Here is a 17359-nt window from a genome sequence, read left to right as displayed (position 1 = left end):
GTGTTTCAATTAATACCCTTGCCTCGAGCGATAGTCCTTATGTAATACTATGAAACATACTTCCACTCAGTGCCAAGTTAAGAACCAATTTGCTTGTTTACTAAATCAAGGCCTTAATACTCAAACTATCATTCTCTCAACAACCAGTAAGAAGCTAACTTATGTGGAACGTGTTGCAAAACGCATAACGAATGCATAAATGCACATAAAAAATCCACCACCTTGGAAATCATATACAGTGACCAAAACCAACTACCAAGGAGTGGACACTATCATGATTTCCAATTTGAACAGCGAACATGCATGGACTTATGAAATGGACCCAATTTTAGAAGTATTATTTCGGTATATCGACTCGCAATCATTGCCGGAAACACCGTATGTGACAGGAAGACCGTCGGTGTCGAAAAAATCGTTGTTGAAATGTTTCTTTTTGAAAACTTATTTTGCTATTGATTCCTTGCGAAAATTAGTGCGCATCCTGCAGCGTTTTCGCTGTTTCCAACGGGCTTGTGGACTTGATGAAGTCCCACATCTGTCTACGTTTTCCCGTGCGGCGAAGTGGTTTCGGGAACAGGGATTTCCTGTTTTTCATGCACAGCTGCTCCAAGATCTAGAAGTACGGTATCCCCAAATCGTGCTGATCGACAGCACGTCCCTTCGAAGCAGTCTTTACGATTCACAGGCAAAGTGGGGAGTGTCCACCCGATACCACTGGTTTAAAGGATATAAACTCCATCTCTGCACCACTGCCGAGGAAATCATTTTATCTCATGTGTTGACTACAGCGAATCGGAATGATGCGGCAGTGGCACCAGCATTGCTCGTTTCTTTAGGGCAATGGGAGATTGAGTTCGTGTTAGGGGATGCCTCGTATGACAGCGAAAAGGTTCGCCAAACAGCTGAGCAGTCAGGAATCCTATTCATTTCCCCTATCAACCGCCGCAATAGCGAGGAACGGAAAGATGCCTATGGCCGGGTTCTTCCTGTCTTGTTGAAAACGAGATTTGGCCAATGGCTGTTTGGGCTTCGCCGCGGGATTGAACGGGTATTTAACGAGTTAAAGAGCGATGGGGTGGAATAACCCCGATGGTATGGATTTCATCGATATGTACTGCATGTGTTATGTTGCATCCTTATGCATAACTTCAGTTTTGCAACACCATCAGGAGATATAATTGCATCGCATAGAGTTTTAAATATAGACCTTTCAATCTCTAAATGTTTACCTCCTTTCCAATTTCAAATTTTGTAACTTCGCTGTGTTGTTGATAAAAAATTATGTAGTTCTTGTTGAAGAGGTACATCTAGGGTGATTTTTGTAAATATTATGGTAACAATAATATTCAGAATTGTTAACTTCCATAAGGTAGTAATAAAAAACAGTGTTTATTCATTATTAGTTCTAAAATCTTCGACTCCGTCAAATTAGCAAAGTTATTTTAGTAGTTTAACGGCTGTGGGAAAACAAGAATGATTAGAGATGATGTGAATTTGTATGTTATATATCAACATTCTTCTTGATCTTTTTATCAGTTGAGAAAGTTTATGGAGTATAAAGCAGCGATCGTTGGCGTTCGGATGGTATTGGTTCCTCCGAAGAATACTTCCTGCAACTGTCCGATTTGCGAGCATGTTGCCAAAGAAAGCAGATCGTCAAGGGGTCAGTTTTGTTGTCGCGCTTGTGAGTACGCTCCCCCCTGCCAACAACGTGGCTGCGGAAAATATCCGTAGGGCTGCGGTCAACCATCCGAACGCGGCAGCCAATTAGCTAGCGGCAAGCTCACGGCTTAAGCCGTTGGGTAGTTGACATAGTCACGTCTCCTGATAAGAAAGAAGGCAAATAGGCCTCTTTCTTTCGAAAACGGCTCCCGGGAAAGGAAATGTACAAAAGTTAAACTCCTATTTTTTTAAATAGATGATTGACAAAGGTAGGCAGAACGCAAACTAAGAGGGACAGATCACTAAAGAATCCCCACTTTCATCGACGTTAGCTGGTAAGTGGGGATCATCAAAACCTTCCCGATCGAAAAATCGAATATAAAAGCCAGCAAAACATTAAGGTAGCGACGCAAAAGCCAATCTCGATCGCCGGGATTTTCCACAGCAATGTCGATTGTCTGCCCATCGACGAGCCGATGATGATGCCGACCATAATGATGCTGAAGGAAAGCAAAACGATGCTAAACGATAAGCGGTTGCTGATTTGGTCTAATTTTCTCAATAAAAACTCCAAGTCAGCGATGCCAATCTCCCAGCGCACTTTTCCTTGTTTCATCAGCCTCGTTAATTCTTTTACATTTTTCGGCAGATCCACGAGCAGTTCCCCATAATCAGAAAGGCGTTTCCATGCCATTTCCGCTACGTTTTTCGGCCGCATCCGCTCCTTTAGCAACTGGCGGCCAAACGGTTCAGCAATGTCGATCATGCTAAAGTCAGGATCCAGTTTTTCCACGACCCCTTCCATCGTCAACAGCGCCTTCCCTAACAACGTTAAATCGCTCGGGATGCGGATCGAGTGACGGAATGCAACATGAAGCAAATCCTGAACCGCTTCGCCGAGGCTGATTTGGCTCAACGGAATATGATAATATTTTTCCCGTAATTGCTCGATATCCTGACGCAGCTGTCTTATATCTACTTCATCCGGTACCAAGCCCATATCTCCGATCGCTTTCATGACACCATCGGTGCTTTGACGCATCAAAGCGATAATGAAGGACGATAAGTGATATTTCATTTCTGGAGTGATTCGCCCTACCATGCCAAAATCAATGAAGGCAATTACGTCACCTGGCAAAGCCAACACATTTCCCGGATGGGGATCGCCATGAAAAAATCCTGCCATGAAAATTTGCTGGAACATTCCCTTTGCCAGCCGCTTCGCCAGAGTTTTTAAGTTATAGCCGTGTTGTTTCAGCCACTCTAGTTCTCCTAGTTTGATACCTTCCACATATTCCATCGTCAGCACTTTTTTTGTTGAATAGTCCCAAAACACTTTTGGCACATAAATAGCCGAATCGTTTTGAAACTGTTTGGAAAATTTCTCGGCGTTGCGCGCTTCTACGGTGTAATCGAGTTCTAGGCGAAGCGATTTCGATAGTTCGTCCAATATATCACGTATGCGATATTGCGCCGCCCACTCTAAGCGGCGTTCCGCGAGCACGGTCAAATCTTGAAGAATTTCCAAATCCGTTTCAATGATCGCGGCGATATGCGGACGCTGGATTTTCACCGCCACCTTTTCGCCGGAATGAAGGACCGCCCGATGAACTTGTCCGATGGAGGCAGCGGCAAGCGGAGCTTCCTCAAAAGACTGAAAAATATGGTCTAGCTCCCCTCCCAACTCCTCCTCGATAATGCGGCGAACATCGTCAAACGAAAAAGGCGGGACTTGATCTTGCAATTTTTCCAGTTCACGGATAATGCCTTCCGGCAGCAGATCGGGGCGCGTACTGGCCAGCTGTCCTAATTTCACGAAAGTTGGTCCTAATTCCTCAAGCACAAGACGGATGCGCTCACCAATCGTTTTTCCGTTCTTCTCCTTTTTGTCCACACGAAGCCGTTGTGGAAGGGAAAGAAACTGGGAAAAGCCGATTTCCTCGACCACCATTTCAAAGCCATGGCGGAGCAAAGCAACCGCAATATCGCGATAACGGCTCATATGACGCATTCTTTTCCCAATCATCCGTCCATCCCCTTTAATGTCTAGGGGCCATCATGGGCGGCCCCGTTCAATTACTGGTCTTCTTTTTCTTCTAATTCTTCTAAACGGCGGATTCGTTGCTCTAATTGTTGCAGTTCATCTTTCGTCACCAAATCGAATTTATCGATTACTTGTTTGATCTGTTCGCGCACGATGCGCTGCAATTCTGCTTTTCTTTCTTCTGTTTGCTGCTTCCACTGATCGATAATATCCTTCGATTCTTCGAGCGACAATTCCCCTTTTTTCACCAATTCGTCAATCAGCTTTTCTGCCTGTTCCTTACTCGCTAACGCCAATCCAATTCCAAACGCCAGCCCTTTTTTGAGAATGCTCATAATGGCCGCGACCTCCTTTATGGTTTTGTTTCCATTATGATACCACTTTCACAATCTTGTGTCGAGCTCTTCCATTCGCAAGGAAAATACCCTTCAAGTTTCATTTTCCCATTTTCCTCATATTTCCTCCTATTGGCAGATAAAACAGGAAGTAATCCTAACAACTACTTACAGTAATTGATGCTGTTCGTTAAGATCACCGGCCCCAACTTCCCTGTTTTTGTGTTAGAAAGCCGTACTTGTATTTGAACGTCTTCCAATCCTGCTGTTATACTGTCAAGACGCCCAGCCCATGTTGGATCATCCGTTTCTGGAGTCGGATAAAGCGGGAAACGCCAGCTAATGACATTTGGGATGAATGCAAAACCCTCGAAGCGATCGTAATCTCCAAAAGAGGAAGGCTTAGGCAAGTGAAGAGCATGAATGCTAATACTGGTGCGTGGGGAGCCTGTGATCAATTTTACTTTATACACGAGAGCCACCCCCATCACGTTTGGATAGCTGCTGTCTACTGGCTTTAATACTAAGCTGCAAGGAACGGATATAGATGAAGCGGCCTTCGTTTGCACAGGAATGAAAACGGCATATCCAAATAAGAGTAAAGCCAACACCAATTGTTTCATGAACTTCCCTCCTAGCACATATCATTTTTGTTAGTTTTCCTTTTCGACTGTCTTTTTATGAAACAGCTTTGTCTTCTTTCGAAAGCGCATAGCGGACGAAAGGAAGTGGAATAGTATCATTGGACATTCAATGGAAGGAGGCCAGCCGAAATGACAAAGGAAGAACTCCGTTACGGCGAGGATTATAAATTTATCCCTGCCACTTCGGTCACCAGCGGTGCGAGCGTGGAAGTACGGCCGGATTTATATTGCCATACGATTCAAATCGTCAACATTTGCCTTGTCGGCGATCCTGACAAAAAAGCGTTTGTCCTGGTGGATGCCGGAATGCCAAAATCAGCGGGCGATATCATCGCTGTCACCGAAAAGCGTTTTGGTACCGACAGCCGTCCGCAGGCGATCATCTTAACGCACGGCCATTTTGACCATGTCGGGGCGGTTATAGAGCTTGTGAAATATTGGAACGTTCCTGTTTATGCTCATGAAGCAGAGATGCCTTATTTAACAGGAAAAGCGCGCTATCCGGAGCCAGACCCGTCGGTGGAAGGCGGAATGGTGGCGAAAATGTCAGCGTTTTTCCCAAATGAACCAATCGATTTAGGCAGTCATGTTCAGCCGCTTCCTAGCGACGGCACGGTGCCGCACTTGCCTGATTTCCGCTGGATTCATACGCCTGGGCATACTCCTGGACATGTATCGCTGTTTCGCGACAGAGACCGCGCGCTAATTGCCGGGGATGCGTTTGTCACCGTCCGCCAAGATTCTTTATATAAAGTGTTCACGCAAGAAACGGAAATTAGCGGGCCGCCGCGCTACTATACGATCGACTGGAACGCCGCCCGCGAATCAGTAAGAAAGCTGGCGGCATTGCAGCCAGAAGCGGCTATTACCGGACATGGAGTGCCAGTATCAGGTGACAAACTGCGGAAAGGATTAGAAAAGCTAGCGCGTGAGTTTGACCGCATCGCCGTGCCGGATTACGGAAAATATGTTCATTGACAAATTCGCCTTCCGCAAATAGCCGGGAGGCGTCATATTTACTGGCAATACGTGTAATTAAATAGCACATATGCTACAACAAGCAATCGTTCCCATTCTTCATCGCCTTCGTTCACCCGAAACGTATAACGCCAGCGCAACAGCCCCGAACGTTTCCCTGTGAAAAAACCAATAATACTAATACAAAGATAATTTTCTTGTCATGTCATCCACTGTATGCGTATAATAAAGTTGAACAGCAATAAGATAAAAACAGGACATTGGCGGCAACCAATGTCCCATCGATACACAGCTTACTGCAAGAAGTGCAGTGGCCCGGAAAGCGGATAGTAACCTACCCTCACCTAGGCCGAGCAGGGTGGGTTACTTTTTGTTTTTGGATACAGCAATGACGGTGACAATGAGCGATGCAAAGGCAATCATTAATGTCAGCGCATCGGCAATGGTCATCATCAGCGGCACCTCCCTTCTTTAAGGGAGTAGCCACTGCCCACCCTGCATGTAGCTGTGCATGTTTATTATATCATAAATTGCCAGAATATAAGAACATATATTCGTAAAATAGGAAAAAGGTGATGTTTCCGTCTGTTAAATGGATAGTAGCATGTATCTGCGCTCCCAACTCTTTTCCTTCTTTAAGCTAATTCATTCTCCTCACTATCACTTTTCATTTTCGATAATCGACCGTAACGTTTTTTCATTTAATCCGTTTTGGCAAAACTGAAATGAAGTTCCCGTCATTCTCTTCGCTCTATCGACAATTTGCCCTAAATGGTAGCTCGTATGTTCGACCAAATGAAAGAGGCTATGCATATCGATGTCACTGTAATTGTTCTCGCTGATCATATTTGTAATCTGATGTTTCCATTTATCAAAAGTTTCCTGAACGATGGTGGACAGCATATCCGGTGTGAAATCTAACTGAGGAAAATATTCTTCAATTCCTGCATTAAACTTGATGTTACGCTGCAAATAGCTGAGCGTATTCCTTTTCACGTGTTCACAAATATGCAGAACGATACCGCCAACAGAGTTTAAACCTGGCGCATTACATTCCCACAATTGTTCCGTTTTGAATGCCTGAATCGAGCGAAGCAATTTAGGCAGATAATGGTCATACATTCGATGCAGAGCGATTTTAACAAATAGCTTCATTTCTTCCATTTCTAATCCTCCAATGCTAATTGAAAACAAAGTACCTTGTTTTCATATTAGACGGTTTTTTGTCATCGTGATGAATTCAATCCCATTATCGTTTTGTTCATAAAAGTGGCTTTGCTTTAAAAAATGAACGCGTTCCATCTTGTTTGCTCCGAATTACATCCATTTTGCCATATAATATTCATCAACATATTTTCCGTTTATCAAAAGAGAATGCCGCTTGATTCCTTCCCGTTCAAATCCCATTTTGCGATACAGCGATACCGCGCGTTGATTGTCAACGACTACCGTCAGTTCCAACCGGTGAATGCCTTTCGTGCGAGCCCAACGCTCCAATTCGGCAAACAGCATCGTACCGATTCCTTTTCCTCTGTATGAAGCCAGCACGCCAATGACGATATATGCCGTATGTTTATTTCGTCTCGCACGCCCTCCCCTTGCGACTAAATACCCAACCAGTTTTCCTTCCGCCTCTGCCACCAGTATCGTGGAGTTTTCCTCATTCTGCATTGCTTCGATTTGGCTTCGCTGCTGTTTTGGGGTGAGAGTTCGTTCTCCTGCTTCAAACAATAAAAAGTCTGATTCTTTTTCTACTTGCAAGATAAGATGTGCCAATTCTTCCGCATCGTCTACCGTCGCATGCCTTATTTTCATGCATTTTCTCCCCCCTCTAAATATTCCTGCGCTAAATCGCGGCTGCGATACCGCCCCATCGCCGTTTTTACCTTTTTAAACCCTGCTTGTTGGTAAAACACCTCGTTTCCTGTCGTCGCAATCAAATGAACGCAGGAAATATGCTGCAGCTGATCAAGCAAATCTTCCACAATTGCTTTTCCGATGCCACGCCCTTGAAAATCACGATGAACGACCACATCGTAAATCGCCGCATTAAACACGCCATCGGAAAGAGCGCGGCCGAATCCGATAATGCGGCCGTCACAAAAGGCAAGTGCAATGACATTGCTTGCTTCAAATACCTGCCGGATGACTTCTTCTGTATGTTTCGTCCAGCCGACGGATTCATATACCTTTTTCATCTCTTGCCAATTCGCTTTGGATAAGTCTCTATGGATGTGAATGTTCACGCCCATCCCCCTTACTTTCTCGAAATCGTTTCTTTTCCAGTTCAGTGGTTACAGGACTGCAATGAATCACGGTATCGCTCCTCTTTTAGAACAGCTTATATAACATGGCGCCCACCAATTTCAAGAAAATCCTTTAACATAATTCCCGAAAGAAGTCTCCCACTTCTAAACGTGGAGGTGCGATAGCACCAGTGAAAGTGGGAGATGAATTTTAGTTAGGCGTAGTCGAAAGTCGGCTTTCCCACCGAACATATGTCGCTATTGTTTCATAACATATTCTTGGCTAACTGGATATATGGGGTTGCATGGAGAAAAATGCGAAAACCAGGCGATGCCATCCATGCGTAAAATATCCAAGGTACAAAAAAATCTCCGAATGGTCGGACATCTAGGGTTGAACGACCCGAAGTTACGCTCAGGGAAACGAAAGGCTGCTTTCGTCGTGGAACTGAGAAACTCCCACTTCAAGCGTTAGCTAAGTGGCGAGTAGTTCACGGAGCAAATTTCGCCATTGACTCTATAAGTCTATTTTATCCTTTGTTTCAAAATATTTCTTCCCTTTTTCCCTAAAAGTATCATAAATTGTCGTAAAGGGTTCCGTTTTGCATCAAAAGAGAGGGTGTCCCAAAAGCAATCGTTTTGGGACACCCTCTTTTTTTAGTTAATTTAAAAGGTATGAGCTAAATCTTTAGCTCGTGCGATTGCATTTTCTTTAATTTCTTGCGCTTTGTCAGGCATTGCCGCATGTCCTTCGACAAATAAGCCTTCAAAAGAAGGAACTCCAAGGAATTGCATCATTACACTTAGATAACGATGCCCCATTTCCATTTCGGCTGCCGGACCTTCTGAATAAAAGCCTCCACGAGCTTGAATATGCAAGGCTTTCTTATCAGTTAAGAGACCTACTGGTCCTTGTTCGGTGTATTTAAACGTTTTACCCGCAACAGCAACAGCATCAATATATGCTTTCATGACTGGCGGGAATGAAAAATTCCATAAAGGTGTTACAAATATATATTTATCCGCGGAAATAAATTGCTCACATAACTCTGACAGACGGCCAACTTTAGCTTTCTCTTCGGAAGAAAGTTCCTCAAATCCTTTCCCGGATCGAAGTTTCCCCCAGCCGCTAAGTACATCAGCATCAATTTGAGGAATATATTCTTTATAAAGGTCAATATGCACAATTTCATGATCTGGATTTACTTCCTTATAAGTTTCAATAAATGCTTTTCCTACTGCCATACTGTAAGATTGTGTGTCATCAAGTGGATGAGCCGTGATGTACAATACTTTTGTCATTTGAGATCTTTCCTTTCATGCTAGTTTTATATATTTTAAATTAAAATATTTTTAATACGAGACAATTCTATTAGATTTTATATCGTATTGCAAATTATTTACTTTCTTAAAAAAATTTTATTGAGACGAATCATTTTCTTAATACTTCTTCTATAATCCTGCCCTGTAGTTGGAGAAAAAATCAACCCTTAACAGGGCTAAATAAAAACGCCCCCAATCGGAGTGGAGCTGACAAAATTTTTTCAGAAAATTCCATACAATTATTTCATAAAATTTTACACGATACAATCATAGCAGTCCAATCACATCGTGGCCTGTCATGCACTTCCCGTTTAGGCAATATCCATGAATCTGTGTGCATCTCTTTTCTCTATCCTAAAATTTCCTTCCTATATAGTTGCGTCCGCCGCTTTCTCGCCGTATCATTTTATATAAATTCATACATAGAAAGGGTGCACACCGATGACCAAACAACTGCCGCCAGGCCAATTTGAAACGGAAAAATGGCCGATTCTCCATGTGGGGGATGTCTATCAATTTGATGAATCAACATGGGAATTCCGCTTATTTGGGGATGTGAAAGAAGAAGTCTCTCTTTCCTATCGGCAAGTAATGGAGCTGCCAAAAACGATATCGACGATCGATATGCATTGCGTGACCACGTGGTCAAAGTTTGATACAACGTTTGAAGGAATCGCTTTTCGCGAGTTTTTGCGCTTTGTTGAGCTGGAGCCGGATGTAAAATATGTGAAAATTTACGGCTATTTGAACGGAGACCGCTTCGGCTATTCGGCGAACTTGCCGCTTGAAGCGCTCATGGGCGATGACGCGTTGTTTGTGTACCGCTGGAAAGATAAACATCATGACTGGCAGGATATTTCCCTGAAACATGGCTATCCGCTCCGCTTTATTCCGCCCGCATCGTTTTACTTATGGAAAGGGGCGAAATGGGCGTCAGGCATCCGGTTTATGAAAAAAGACGAGCCGGGATATTGGGAACAGCGCGGCTATTCGATGACCGCCAATCCGTTTAAAGAAGAACGCTTTGCCAATCCGGCCGGCACGTTTAAGTGATGGTGACAGAGCTTTCCGAACGAAAAACGAGGACCGCTTCGCTCAGGAAGGGTCCTCGTTTTATTTATTATGACTAAACATGATTGACTGCTGTTTGTTTTTGTAGCCAAGGGCTGAGCCGGGCAAACAAAAGCATAAAGACAATGGTAATCATGACGCCTTTTACTGCATTAAACGGAAGGATGGCAGAAACGACGAGCGCTTTTGTTTCCGGCGCGCTCATCGCCGGAGCGCCCAGAAAGATCGTATATGCCGGCAGAAACACATAGTAGTTCAATACGCTCATCATCAACGCCATGACGGCGGTGCCAGTGGCTAACCCAGCCAGCATTCCTTTTTTTGATTTTGTTTTATGATATACGTAATATGTCGGCAAAATAAACGTAATCCCGGCCATGAAGTTGGCGATATGCCCGACCGGAACACCGGTAGGACTGCCGACCATGAAATAATTCAGCACATTTTTTAGCAATTCAACGAGCACTCCCGCCAGCGGACCGTACAAAAGCGCGGCGATCAATGCCGGAACGTCGCTGAAATCCACCAATAGAAAGTTTGGAAACGGTGGAAGCGGAAAGTTTAACAGCATCAGCAAATACGAGATGGCACTAAATACCCCAATCAAGACAAGTGCGCGGACATTCATTTTTCTCATGTCGATTCTCCTCTCCTTCTCGTGATTCATCCTCACAAGAAAGAAGGCTGCCATCTTGAGCGTCAAATAAAAAACCCTTAAGTGCTCACACTTAAGGGAGAAAAAGGGAATGCTCAAATAGACGTTCGAGCGCGCTGCATTCGAACGCCGGCAAACCTTCATCTTCTCCCATCCAGACTATACTGTCGGCTCCGGACTCGCACCGGATCCTGCCTTGCGGCTCGCGGGCTGAGAAGCGCAATCGCTTCATCACCGCCGGTCGGGAATTTCACCCTGCCCCGAAGATGAATCGTATATTTTTTATATGCGATTGTACATTTAGTATACAATTTTTATATAAATTCTGTCTACCATTTTTTATGCAACAAAGTTTTTTATTTACACAACATTTTTATGATAAAATAAAAACGGAAAAAGATAGCAAATAGTAAGGAGAGTGGCTAGATGAAACAGGAAATCATCGAACGTTTTACGAAATACGTTAAAGTCAACACACAATCCGACCCAAACAGCGACACTTGCCCTTCCACTCCTGGCCAGCTGGAACTTGGAAACATGTTGGTGGAAGAATTAAAAGCAATCGGCATGAAAGACGTGACAATGGATGAAAACGGATACGTAATGGCAACATTGCCGGCGAATACAGATAAAGATGTGCCAACCATTGGCTTTTTAGCCCATATGGACACAGCAACCGAATTTACGGGAGCAAACGTCAATCCGCAAATCGTCGAAAATTATGACGGCGGCGATATCGTCTTAAACGAATCGTTAAACATTGTCCTATCGCCAAAAGATTTCCCGGAATTGGCCAACTATAAAGGCCATACGCTCATCACCACCGACGGCACGACGTTATTGGGTGCAGACGATAAAGCAGGAATAGCCGAAATTATGACAGCGATGGCTTATTTAATTCAGCACCCGGAAATTAAACACGGCAAAGTGCGCGTCGCCTTTACGCCGGATGAAGAAATCGGCAGAGGCCCGCATAAGTTTGATGTCGCTAAGTTCGGCGCTAAATTTGCGTACACAGTCGACGGCGGCCCGCTCGGCGAATTGGAATACGAAAGCTTTAACGCCGCAGAAGCAAAAATCACGATCAAAGGGAAAAACGTCCATCCGGGCACTGCCAAAGGAAAAATGATCAACTCGATGAAGATCGCGATGGAATTTCACGGACAGCTTCCTGCTAACGAGGCGCCTGAGCATACGGAAGGATACGAAGGATTTTATCATTTGCTATCCTTTCAAGGAAATGTCGAAGAAACCATGCTTCATTACATAATCCGCGACTTTGACCGCCAGCAATTTGAAGCACGCAAAGCAAAAATGCAGGAAATCGCGGCAAAATTGCAAGAAAAGTACGGAAAAGAGCGGATCATGATCGAAATAAAAGACCAATATTATAACATGAAAGAAAAAATCGAACCGGTCCGTGAAATCGTCGATATCGCCTATGAAGCGATGAAAAACTTAAATATTGAGCCGAAAATTTCGCCGATCCGCGGCGGAACGGACGGTTCGCAGCTTTCCTACATGGGACTGCCGACGCCAAACATCTTTGCCGGCGGCGAAAACTTCCACGGCCGCTACGAATATATTTCCGTCGACAACATGATCAAAGCAACAAATGTGATTATTGAAATTATCAAGCTGTTCGAGCAAAAAGCGTAACATAAAAGCTGGTTCCAAACAGTGGCTTGGAACCAGCTTTGTTTTTTAGTGCAGCTTTTGAATGCGCCCTTCGATGCGGGCATCAAATGGCTGCGGAAGCTGTTTAATATAATCGACCAGCGCATCTAGATCGACCGGTCCTACTTCCCGATTTTTTCCTTCTGTAAATACCGTGAAGTTATCTCCTCCATCAGCCAGGAAGCTGTTTGCCGTAACGGTGTATTCCGCATTTGGATCAAGTTTGGTGCCGTTTGGCAAATAAATATCGACGACTTTGTCTCCTATCGGTTTGCTTGCGTCCCAAGTATACGTGAGACCGGAAATTTGCAGCATGCGCGTTTGATTCGACTGCCATTGTTGATTTAACAGTTTGCGGATTTGTTCTCCCGTAAGCGTCATTTTTACTAGTTGATTGCCAAATGGCTGAACGTTATACAGCTCTCCCCACGTCACTTCCCCTTGTTCCACATCGGCGCGAATGCCGCCAGGATTCATAAAGGCGAAGTCGGTTTTCATCGCTGTCCGCTGCGCGTCCGCAATCAAGTTTCCTAAAGCCGATTCACCACTTGCATTTTGCTCAGCGCTAATTGTCGTTTTTGCCGTACCGACGACTTGGTTAATAATCGGTGCGACTTTTTCTTCATACTTGTTAATTAGTTTCGTAATCTCTGGATCAGGCTTAATGCTATCTTGATAGGTAGTCACGATTTCCGCTTTTTTCGCAACAACGTCTTTTGTTCGCCGATCAATTTTTAAATCGACATCAGAAAAAGCAGTTCCATAAGAATACGATTGAACAAGCAGTTTGCCATCCACTTCTGCATTTAAATACGCATGATTATGGCCGGCAAAAATCACGTCGACTTCATCATCCACTTTTTTCGCAATTTCCACAATTTCACCACTCGCATTGGAACCATCTTTATTAGACACCCCTGGATTATGCGCGAGGACAACGATTGCACGCACTCCTCTCCGCTTTAACTGTTTCACCGCTTTGTTAATCGCTTCTGCTTCATCTGTGAATGTAACCCCCGCCACACCGCTTGGAGTGACGATGCTTGGCGTGTCGGACAACACTACTCCGATAAAGCCAATCGGCATCCCTTTCACTTTTTTAATAACATAAGGCGGAAGAATCGGTTTGCCTGTCTTTTTATCTATTACATTCGCGATTACGTATGGAAAGTTGGCGCCACGAAAATAGCCGGTTTTTGGATGTGTGCCGCCATAAATGAGGCGAAGCATTTCGTCGACCCCTTCATCAAATTCGTGGTTTCCGAGTGTTCCCACATCAAAGCCCAGCTTATTTAAAAATTCTATCGTTGGCTCATCCTGCAGCAGTGCCGATACAGGCGAACTAGCCCCAACAGCATCTCCCGCATGCACAAGAAGCGTATGCTTATTTTCCCTTTCCCGTTGTTTCAAATACGCAGCTAAATAATCCGCTCTCCCGACCGCTCTTCCTCCAACATTTCTTGTTACATCAAGCTGTCCGTGAAAGTCGTTAATTCCTAGCAATTGAACATCGATGTAACGGTGTTGATACGCATCCGCTTTCAGCTGTTTTTCTTCATCGCCAGCTTTTCCAGCTGCAAAGACATTTCCCGAAGCGATCATCGTCGATAACATCAAGGCAGGGACAGCCGTTTTCAGCCATTTTGAAGAAAATTTCATCACATTAATTCCCCCTTTTTGTTTTCCTACCATTCAGCATAATTTTTCGTTCTATCAAAATAATAGAGTCAAATGACTTATTTTCTGCTAAACTATTGTAAATTTTTCATAAATTTGTATAGTATTTTTCTAACTATTCGTGATTGTCTATGAATCTACGGAAAAATCTTTTGTCATTCACTCGCGTTTTATCCTAAAAGGTTGAATAACGTAATGCATAACAAAAATCATGAGTGTAAAAAATAGGATTGTCACTGTATACAAAGGAGGTGTCTCTGATGGAACGATATGAACAATTCAACAAAAGTTTCATCAACGGCGAATGGGTCGATGGACTTAGCGAACGGACATATGGTAACTTAAACCCGTATGACAATTCCGTTATTGCAACCATTCGTCTGGCAACGAAAAAACAGCTTGCCGAAGCGTTTGACGTCGCCAAACAAGCTCAAAAAGAATGGGCGAACACACTCCCAGAAGAGAAAAAGGAAGTGCTCCGCAAAGCGGCGGAATATTTACGTTCCAATCGGGATGCAATTATGGATATGATCGCCCGCGAAACAGGCGGAAGCATCATTAAGGCGAATGTGGAAGTCGATTTATCGATTGGGCTTGTCGAAGAAGCAATCAACATGGTCGATGAATTGACAAAAGTGAAGGAAATTCCGTCGGAAACAGAAGGAAAAATCAACCGGATTTATCGCCTACCATTAGGGGTCATCACATCGATTTCTCCGTTTAACTTTCCAATGAATTTGTCGATGAGAACAATCGCCCCAGCGATTGCGTTAGGAAATAGCGTCGTACATAAGCCGGATATCCAAACATGCTTCACAGGCGGCTCCATCATCGCAAGAGCCTTTGAATATGCCGGATTGCCAAAAGGAGTTTTAAACGTCATTCTCACCGATATCGATGAAATCGGCGACGATATGTTAACCAATCCGAATTCACAGCTTATTAGTTTTACTGGTTCGACTGCTGTCGGCAAGCATATCGGAGCGATCGCAGGCGGAATGTTAAAACGCGTCGCGCTAGAGCTTGGCGGTAACAACCCGTTTGTCGTTCTTGCTGATGCCAATGTGGATCGTGCCGTTGACGCAGCAATATTCGGCAAGTTTATCCATCAAGGGCAAATTTGTATGATTATTAACCGCATCATTGTCCATAAAAACCATTATGATGAGTTTGTCGAAAAATTCGTCGAACGGGCGAAAGCGCTTCCGTATGGCGACCCGCGCGATCCGAAAACGATCATCGGTCCGCTGATTAACGAAAAACAAATCGAAAAAGCCTTGGCGATCATTGAAGAAGCGAAAAAAGAGGGTGTCAAAGTGGCGCTCGAAGGAAAGCGAATCGGCAACATTTTAACGCCGACTGTATTTGTCGATGTCGATAATAACAGCAAACTGGCACAAACCGAATTGTTCTCCCCAATCGCGACCATTATTAAAGCTGAATCCGATGACGAGGCGATCGCGATGGCGAACGATACCGAATATGGTTTAAGTTCAGCGATTTTCACCGAAGATTTAAGCGAAGGCGAACAATTAGCCTTACAAATTGAAAGCGGTATGACACATATTAACGATCAGACGGTCAATGATAGCCCGACCGTCCCGTTTGGCGGCACAAAATCCAGCGGTATCGGACGGTTCGGAAACCCGTGGGTTGTGGAAGAGTTTACGATGACAAAATGGGTATCGGTTCAAAAGGAGTATCGCCGCTATCCGTTTTAGTAGTCCAAGAAAAAGGGGCCGACCGAAAAGCAGAATTGCTTTCCAATCAGCCCCTTTTAAAATTCGCTTGTATTGGCGTGAATCGTGACTTGTTGGATTTTTACAACTGTTTTTCCCCTTTCACACCATTAATCGAGTAGCTTGCCGTAATGTTGGCATTTAACGAATGGGATACAGAGCAGTACTTCTCTTTAGACAATTGAATGGCACGGACGACTTTGTCCTCTGGCAAATCCCCTTCTAACACATAATGAATGTGAATATCCGTAAACCGTTTCGGATGATCGTCCGCACGGGTTCCTTCCACTTCCATATAAAACGAACGAACCTCAAGTCGCATTTTTGTCAAGATCGATATAATGTCAATTCCCGTACATCCGGCAAGCCCATGTAAAATCAATTCCATCGGTCTCGCTCCAGAATCTTGCCCCCCTGCTTCTTTGGAGGCATCCATCGGGATTTCCACTCCCGAAGCGCTCATCCCTGTAAATGACATTTGCCCATTCCACGTCACTTTCGCTTTCACTTTTTCTTCCTCCTCTTTTTGCTCCAGCGGTGAAATAAATGATGTTACTATTCAGTTTACTTTGCCAAAAAAATAAATGCAAAAAAAATATCTTTTCGTATACATATTCTATTTTTCTATCTACCGTTTTTTTTCATGCATGATAAAATAAAAACATGCACAAATTTGATGAGTAAAGGGTGTAGGGAGATTGATGGAAAAAGCACTCATTTTGATCGCAGCTTACCTTCTTGGGTCGATTCCGTTTGCGCTCCTTGTTGGAAAAATAGGATACGGAGTCGATATTCGCGAGCATGGAAGCGGAAATCTAGGAGGGACAAATACATTTCGTGTGCTTGGCGTAAAAGCGGGGATTATGGTCACATGCGGAGATATTTTGAAAGGAACATTAGCAGCAAGCTTACCTGTATTATTTTCCGTTCACGTACATCCGCTTTTGGCAGGAGTGTGCGCGGTTCTCGGGCATATCTACCCGATCTTTGCTAAATTTCGCGGCGGAAAAGCGGTTGCTACATCAGCTGGGGTGATGTTGTTTTATTCACCGCTTTTATTCGTTTCTCTTCTCATGGTTTTTTTCATTGTTTTATATATTTCCAAATATGTTTCATTATCTTCGATGTCAGCGGGGGTATATGCTGTTATTTACACGATCTTCTTTACCAATGATATTCCGCTAATGATCGCAGTATTGTTATTAACGGTGTTTATCTTTTACCGTCACCGCGCGAATATAAAACGCATTATCAACAAAACGGAACCAAAAATCAAATGGTTAGGCGGAAAATAACACCATCGCGTCA

At 44.0% G+C, this 17359-nt stretch carries 17 protein-coding genes, 1 pseudogene and 1 riboswitch; of the genes and pseudogenes, 7 read left to right on the top strand and 11 right to left on the bottom strand.

The features are described 5' to 3' along the window. Window positions 1-274 precede the first annotated feature (274 nt). A pseudogene (locus tag HT574_RS09910) lies at window positions 275-1156 on the top strand (transposase); the annotation flags it as partial. Between the two features lie 392 nt (window positions 1157-1548). Beyond that, on the top strand, window positions 1549-1734 hold the full coding sequence (locus HT574_RS19910; RefSeq protein WP_309138297.1) for a zinc ribbon domain-containing protein: 186 nt from the start codon (window positions 1549-1551) through the stop codon (window positions 1732-1734). 277 nt (window positions 1735-2011) lie between these two features. Here the strand turns inward: HT574_RS19910 and HT574_RS09900 are convergent, their stop codons facing one another. The 3 genes from HT574_RS09900 to HT574_RS09890 all read right to left on the bottom strand — a co-directional run bounded on the left by HT574_RS09900 (window position 2012) and on the right by HT574_RS09890 (window position 4664). Then, entirely contained in the window at window positions 2012-3688 is a 1677-nt protein-coding gene (locus tag HT574_RS09900) for an ABC1 kinase family protein (RefSeq protein ID WP_175244466.1), read from the bottom strand. A 50-nt stretch (window positions 3689-3738) separates the two neighbouring features. Further along, entirely contained in the window at window positions 3739-4041 is a 303-nt protein-coding gene (locus tag HT574_RS09895; RefSeq protein WP_175244465.1) for a phasin family protein, read from the bottom strand. A 164-nt stretch (window positions 4042-4205) separates the two neighbouring features. Then, window positions 4206-4664 carry a YoqH family protein gene (locus HT574_RS09890; protein WP_175244464.1) on the bottom strand — a complete coding sequence of 153 codons (459 nt, stop codon included), beginning with the start codon at window positions 4662-4664 and terminating at the stop codon, window positions 4206-4208. Between the two features lie 150 nt (window positions 4665-4814). On the opposite strand from HT574_RS09890, the gene HT574_RS09885 reads away from it, so the two are divergent. Beyond that, on the top strand, window positions 4815-5663 hold the full coding sequence (locus tag HT574_RS09885; protein ID WP_175244463.1) for an MBL fold metallo-hydrolase: 849 nt from the start codon (window positions 4815-4817) through the stop codon (window positions 5661-5663). Window positions 5664-6026: 363 nt separating this feature from the next. On the opposite strand, the gene HT574_RS19905 is transcribed toward HT574_RS09885, so the two are convergent. From HT574_RS19905 to HT574_RS09865, 5 genes are all read right to left on the bottom strand, one after another. Beyond that, window positions 6027-6116, bottom strand: a complete 90-nt coding sequence (locus tag HT574_RS19905) for a putative holin-like toxin (protein ID WP_017434114.1) — start codon at window positions 6114-6116, stop codon at window positions 6027-6029. Window positions 6117-6323: 207 nt separating this feature from the next. After that, a complete protein-coding gene (locus tag HT574_RS09880) occupies window positions 6324-6818 on the bottom strand; it encodes a hypothetical protein (RefSeq protein ID WP_175244582.1) in 495 nt (164 codons plus the stop codon). 162 nt (window positions 6819-6980) lie between these two features. Then, window positions 6981-7478, bottom strand: coding sequence for a GNAT family N-acetyltransferase (locus HT574_RS09875; RefSeq protein ID WP_175244462.1), 498 nt, complete (start codon window positions 7476-7478; stop codon window positions 6981-6983). Further along, a complete protein-coding gene (locus tag HT574_RS09870; protein ID WP_254698648.1) occupies window positions 7475-7861 on the bottom strand; it encodes a GNAT family N-acetyltransferase in 387 nt (128 codons plus the stop codon). The genes HT574_RS09875 and HT574_RS09870 overlap by 4 nt, the downstream gene beginning before the upstream one ends. A gap of 714 nt (window positions 7862-8575) precedes the next feature. Beyond that, window positions 8576-9211 (bottom strand): FMN-dependent NADH-azoreductase, encoded by a 636-nt coding sequence (locus HT574_RS09865; RefSeq protein ID WP_175244460.1) that lies wholly within the window; start codon window positions 9209-9211, stop codon window positions 8576-8578. Between the two features lie 462 nt (window positions 9212-9673). Between HT574_RS09865 and HT574_RS09860 the strand changes: the two genes are divergently transcribed. After that, window positions 9674-10285 (top strand): sulfite oxidase-like oxidoreductase, encoded by a 612-nt coding sequence (locus tag HT574_RS09860; RefSeq protein ID WP_175244459.1) that lies wholly within the window; start codon window positions 9674-9676, stop codon window positions 10283-10285. A gap of 73 nt (window positions 10286-10358) precedes the next feature. Here the strand turns inward: HT574_RS09860 and HT574_RS09855 are convergent, their stop codons facing one another. Beyond that, window positions 10359-10940 carry an ECF transporter S component gene (locus HT574_RS09855; RefSeq protein WP_081160196.1) on the bottom strand — a complete coding sequence of 194 codons (582 nt, stop codon included), beginning with the start codon at window positions 10938-10940 and terminating at the stop codon, window positions 10359-10361. 156 nt (window positions 10941-11096) lie between these two features. Beyond that, window positions 11097-11230, bottom strand: a riboswitch (FMN riboswitch). 154 nt (window positions 11231-11384) lie between these two features. On the opposite strand from HT574_RS09855, the gene pepT reads away from it, so the two are divergent. Next, a complete protein-coding gene (gene pepT / locus HT574_RS09850) occupies window positions 11385-12617 on the top strand; it encodes a peptidase T (RefSeq protein ID WP_081160199.1) in 1233 nt (410 codons plus the stop codon). A gap of 45 nt (window positions 12618-12662) precedes the next feature. On the opposite strand, the gene HT574_RS09845 is transcribed toward pepT, so the two are convergent. After that, a complete protein-coding gene (locus HT574_RS09845; RefSeq protein WP_175244580.1) occupies window positions 12663-14294 on the bottom strand; it encodes a bifunctional metallophosphatase/5'-nucleotidase in 1632 nt (543 codons plus the stop codon). 278 nt (window positions 14295-14572) lie between these two features. On the opposite strand from HT574_RS09845, the gene HT574_RS09840 reads away from it, so the two are divergent. After that, window positions 14573-16033: an aldehyde dehydrogenase family protein gene (locus HT574_RS09840; protein WP_175244458.1), complete on the top strand. Its 1461-nt coding sequence runs from the start codon at window positions 14573-14575 to the stop codon at window positions 16031-16033. Window positions 16034-16133: 100 nt separating this feature from the next. On the opposite strand, the gene HT574_RS09835 is transcribed toward HT574_RS09840, so the two are convergent. Next, on the bottom strand, window positions 16134-16559 hold the full coding sequence (locus HT574_RS09835) for an OsmC family protein (protein ID WP_081160204.1): 426 nt from the start codon (window positions 16557-16559) through the stop codon (window positions 16134-16136). Window positions 16560-16752: 193 nt separating this feature from the next. On the opposite strand from HT574_RS09835, the gene plsY reads away from it, so the two are divergent. Continuing rightward, window positions 16753-17346 (top strand): glycerol-3-phosphate 1-O-acyltransferase PlsY, encoded by a 594-nt coding sequence (plsY, locus tag HT574_RS09830; RefSeq protein ID WP_175244579.1) that lies wholly within the window; start codon window positions 16753-16755, stop codon window positions 17344-17346. Window positions 17347-17359: the final 13 nt, after the last annotated feature.

The sequence above is a fragment of the Parageobacillus sp. VR-IP genome, assembly GCF_013357975.1.
In the GTDB taxonomy this organism is placed as follows: Bacteria; Bacillota; Bacilli; order Bacillales; family Anoxybacillaceae; genus Saccharococcus; species Saccharococcus caldoxylosilyticus.
Note: the sequence above shows the minus strand (reverse complement) of the source record. Positions and strands in the feature narration are given on the sequence as shown.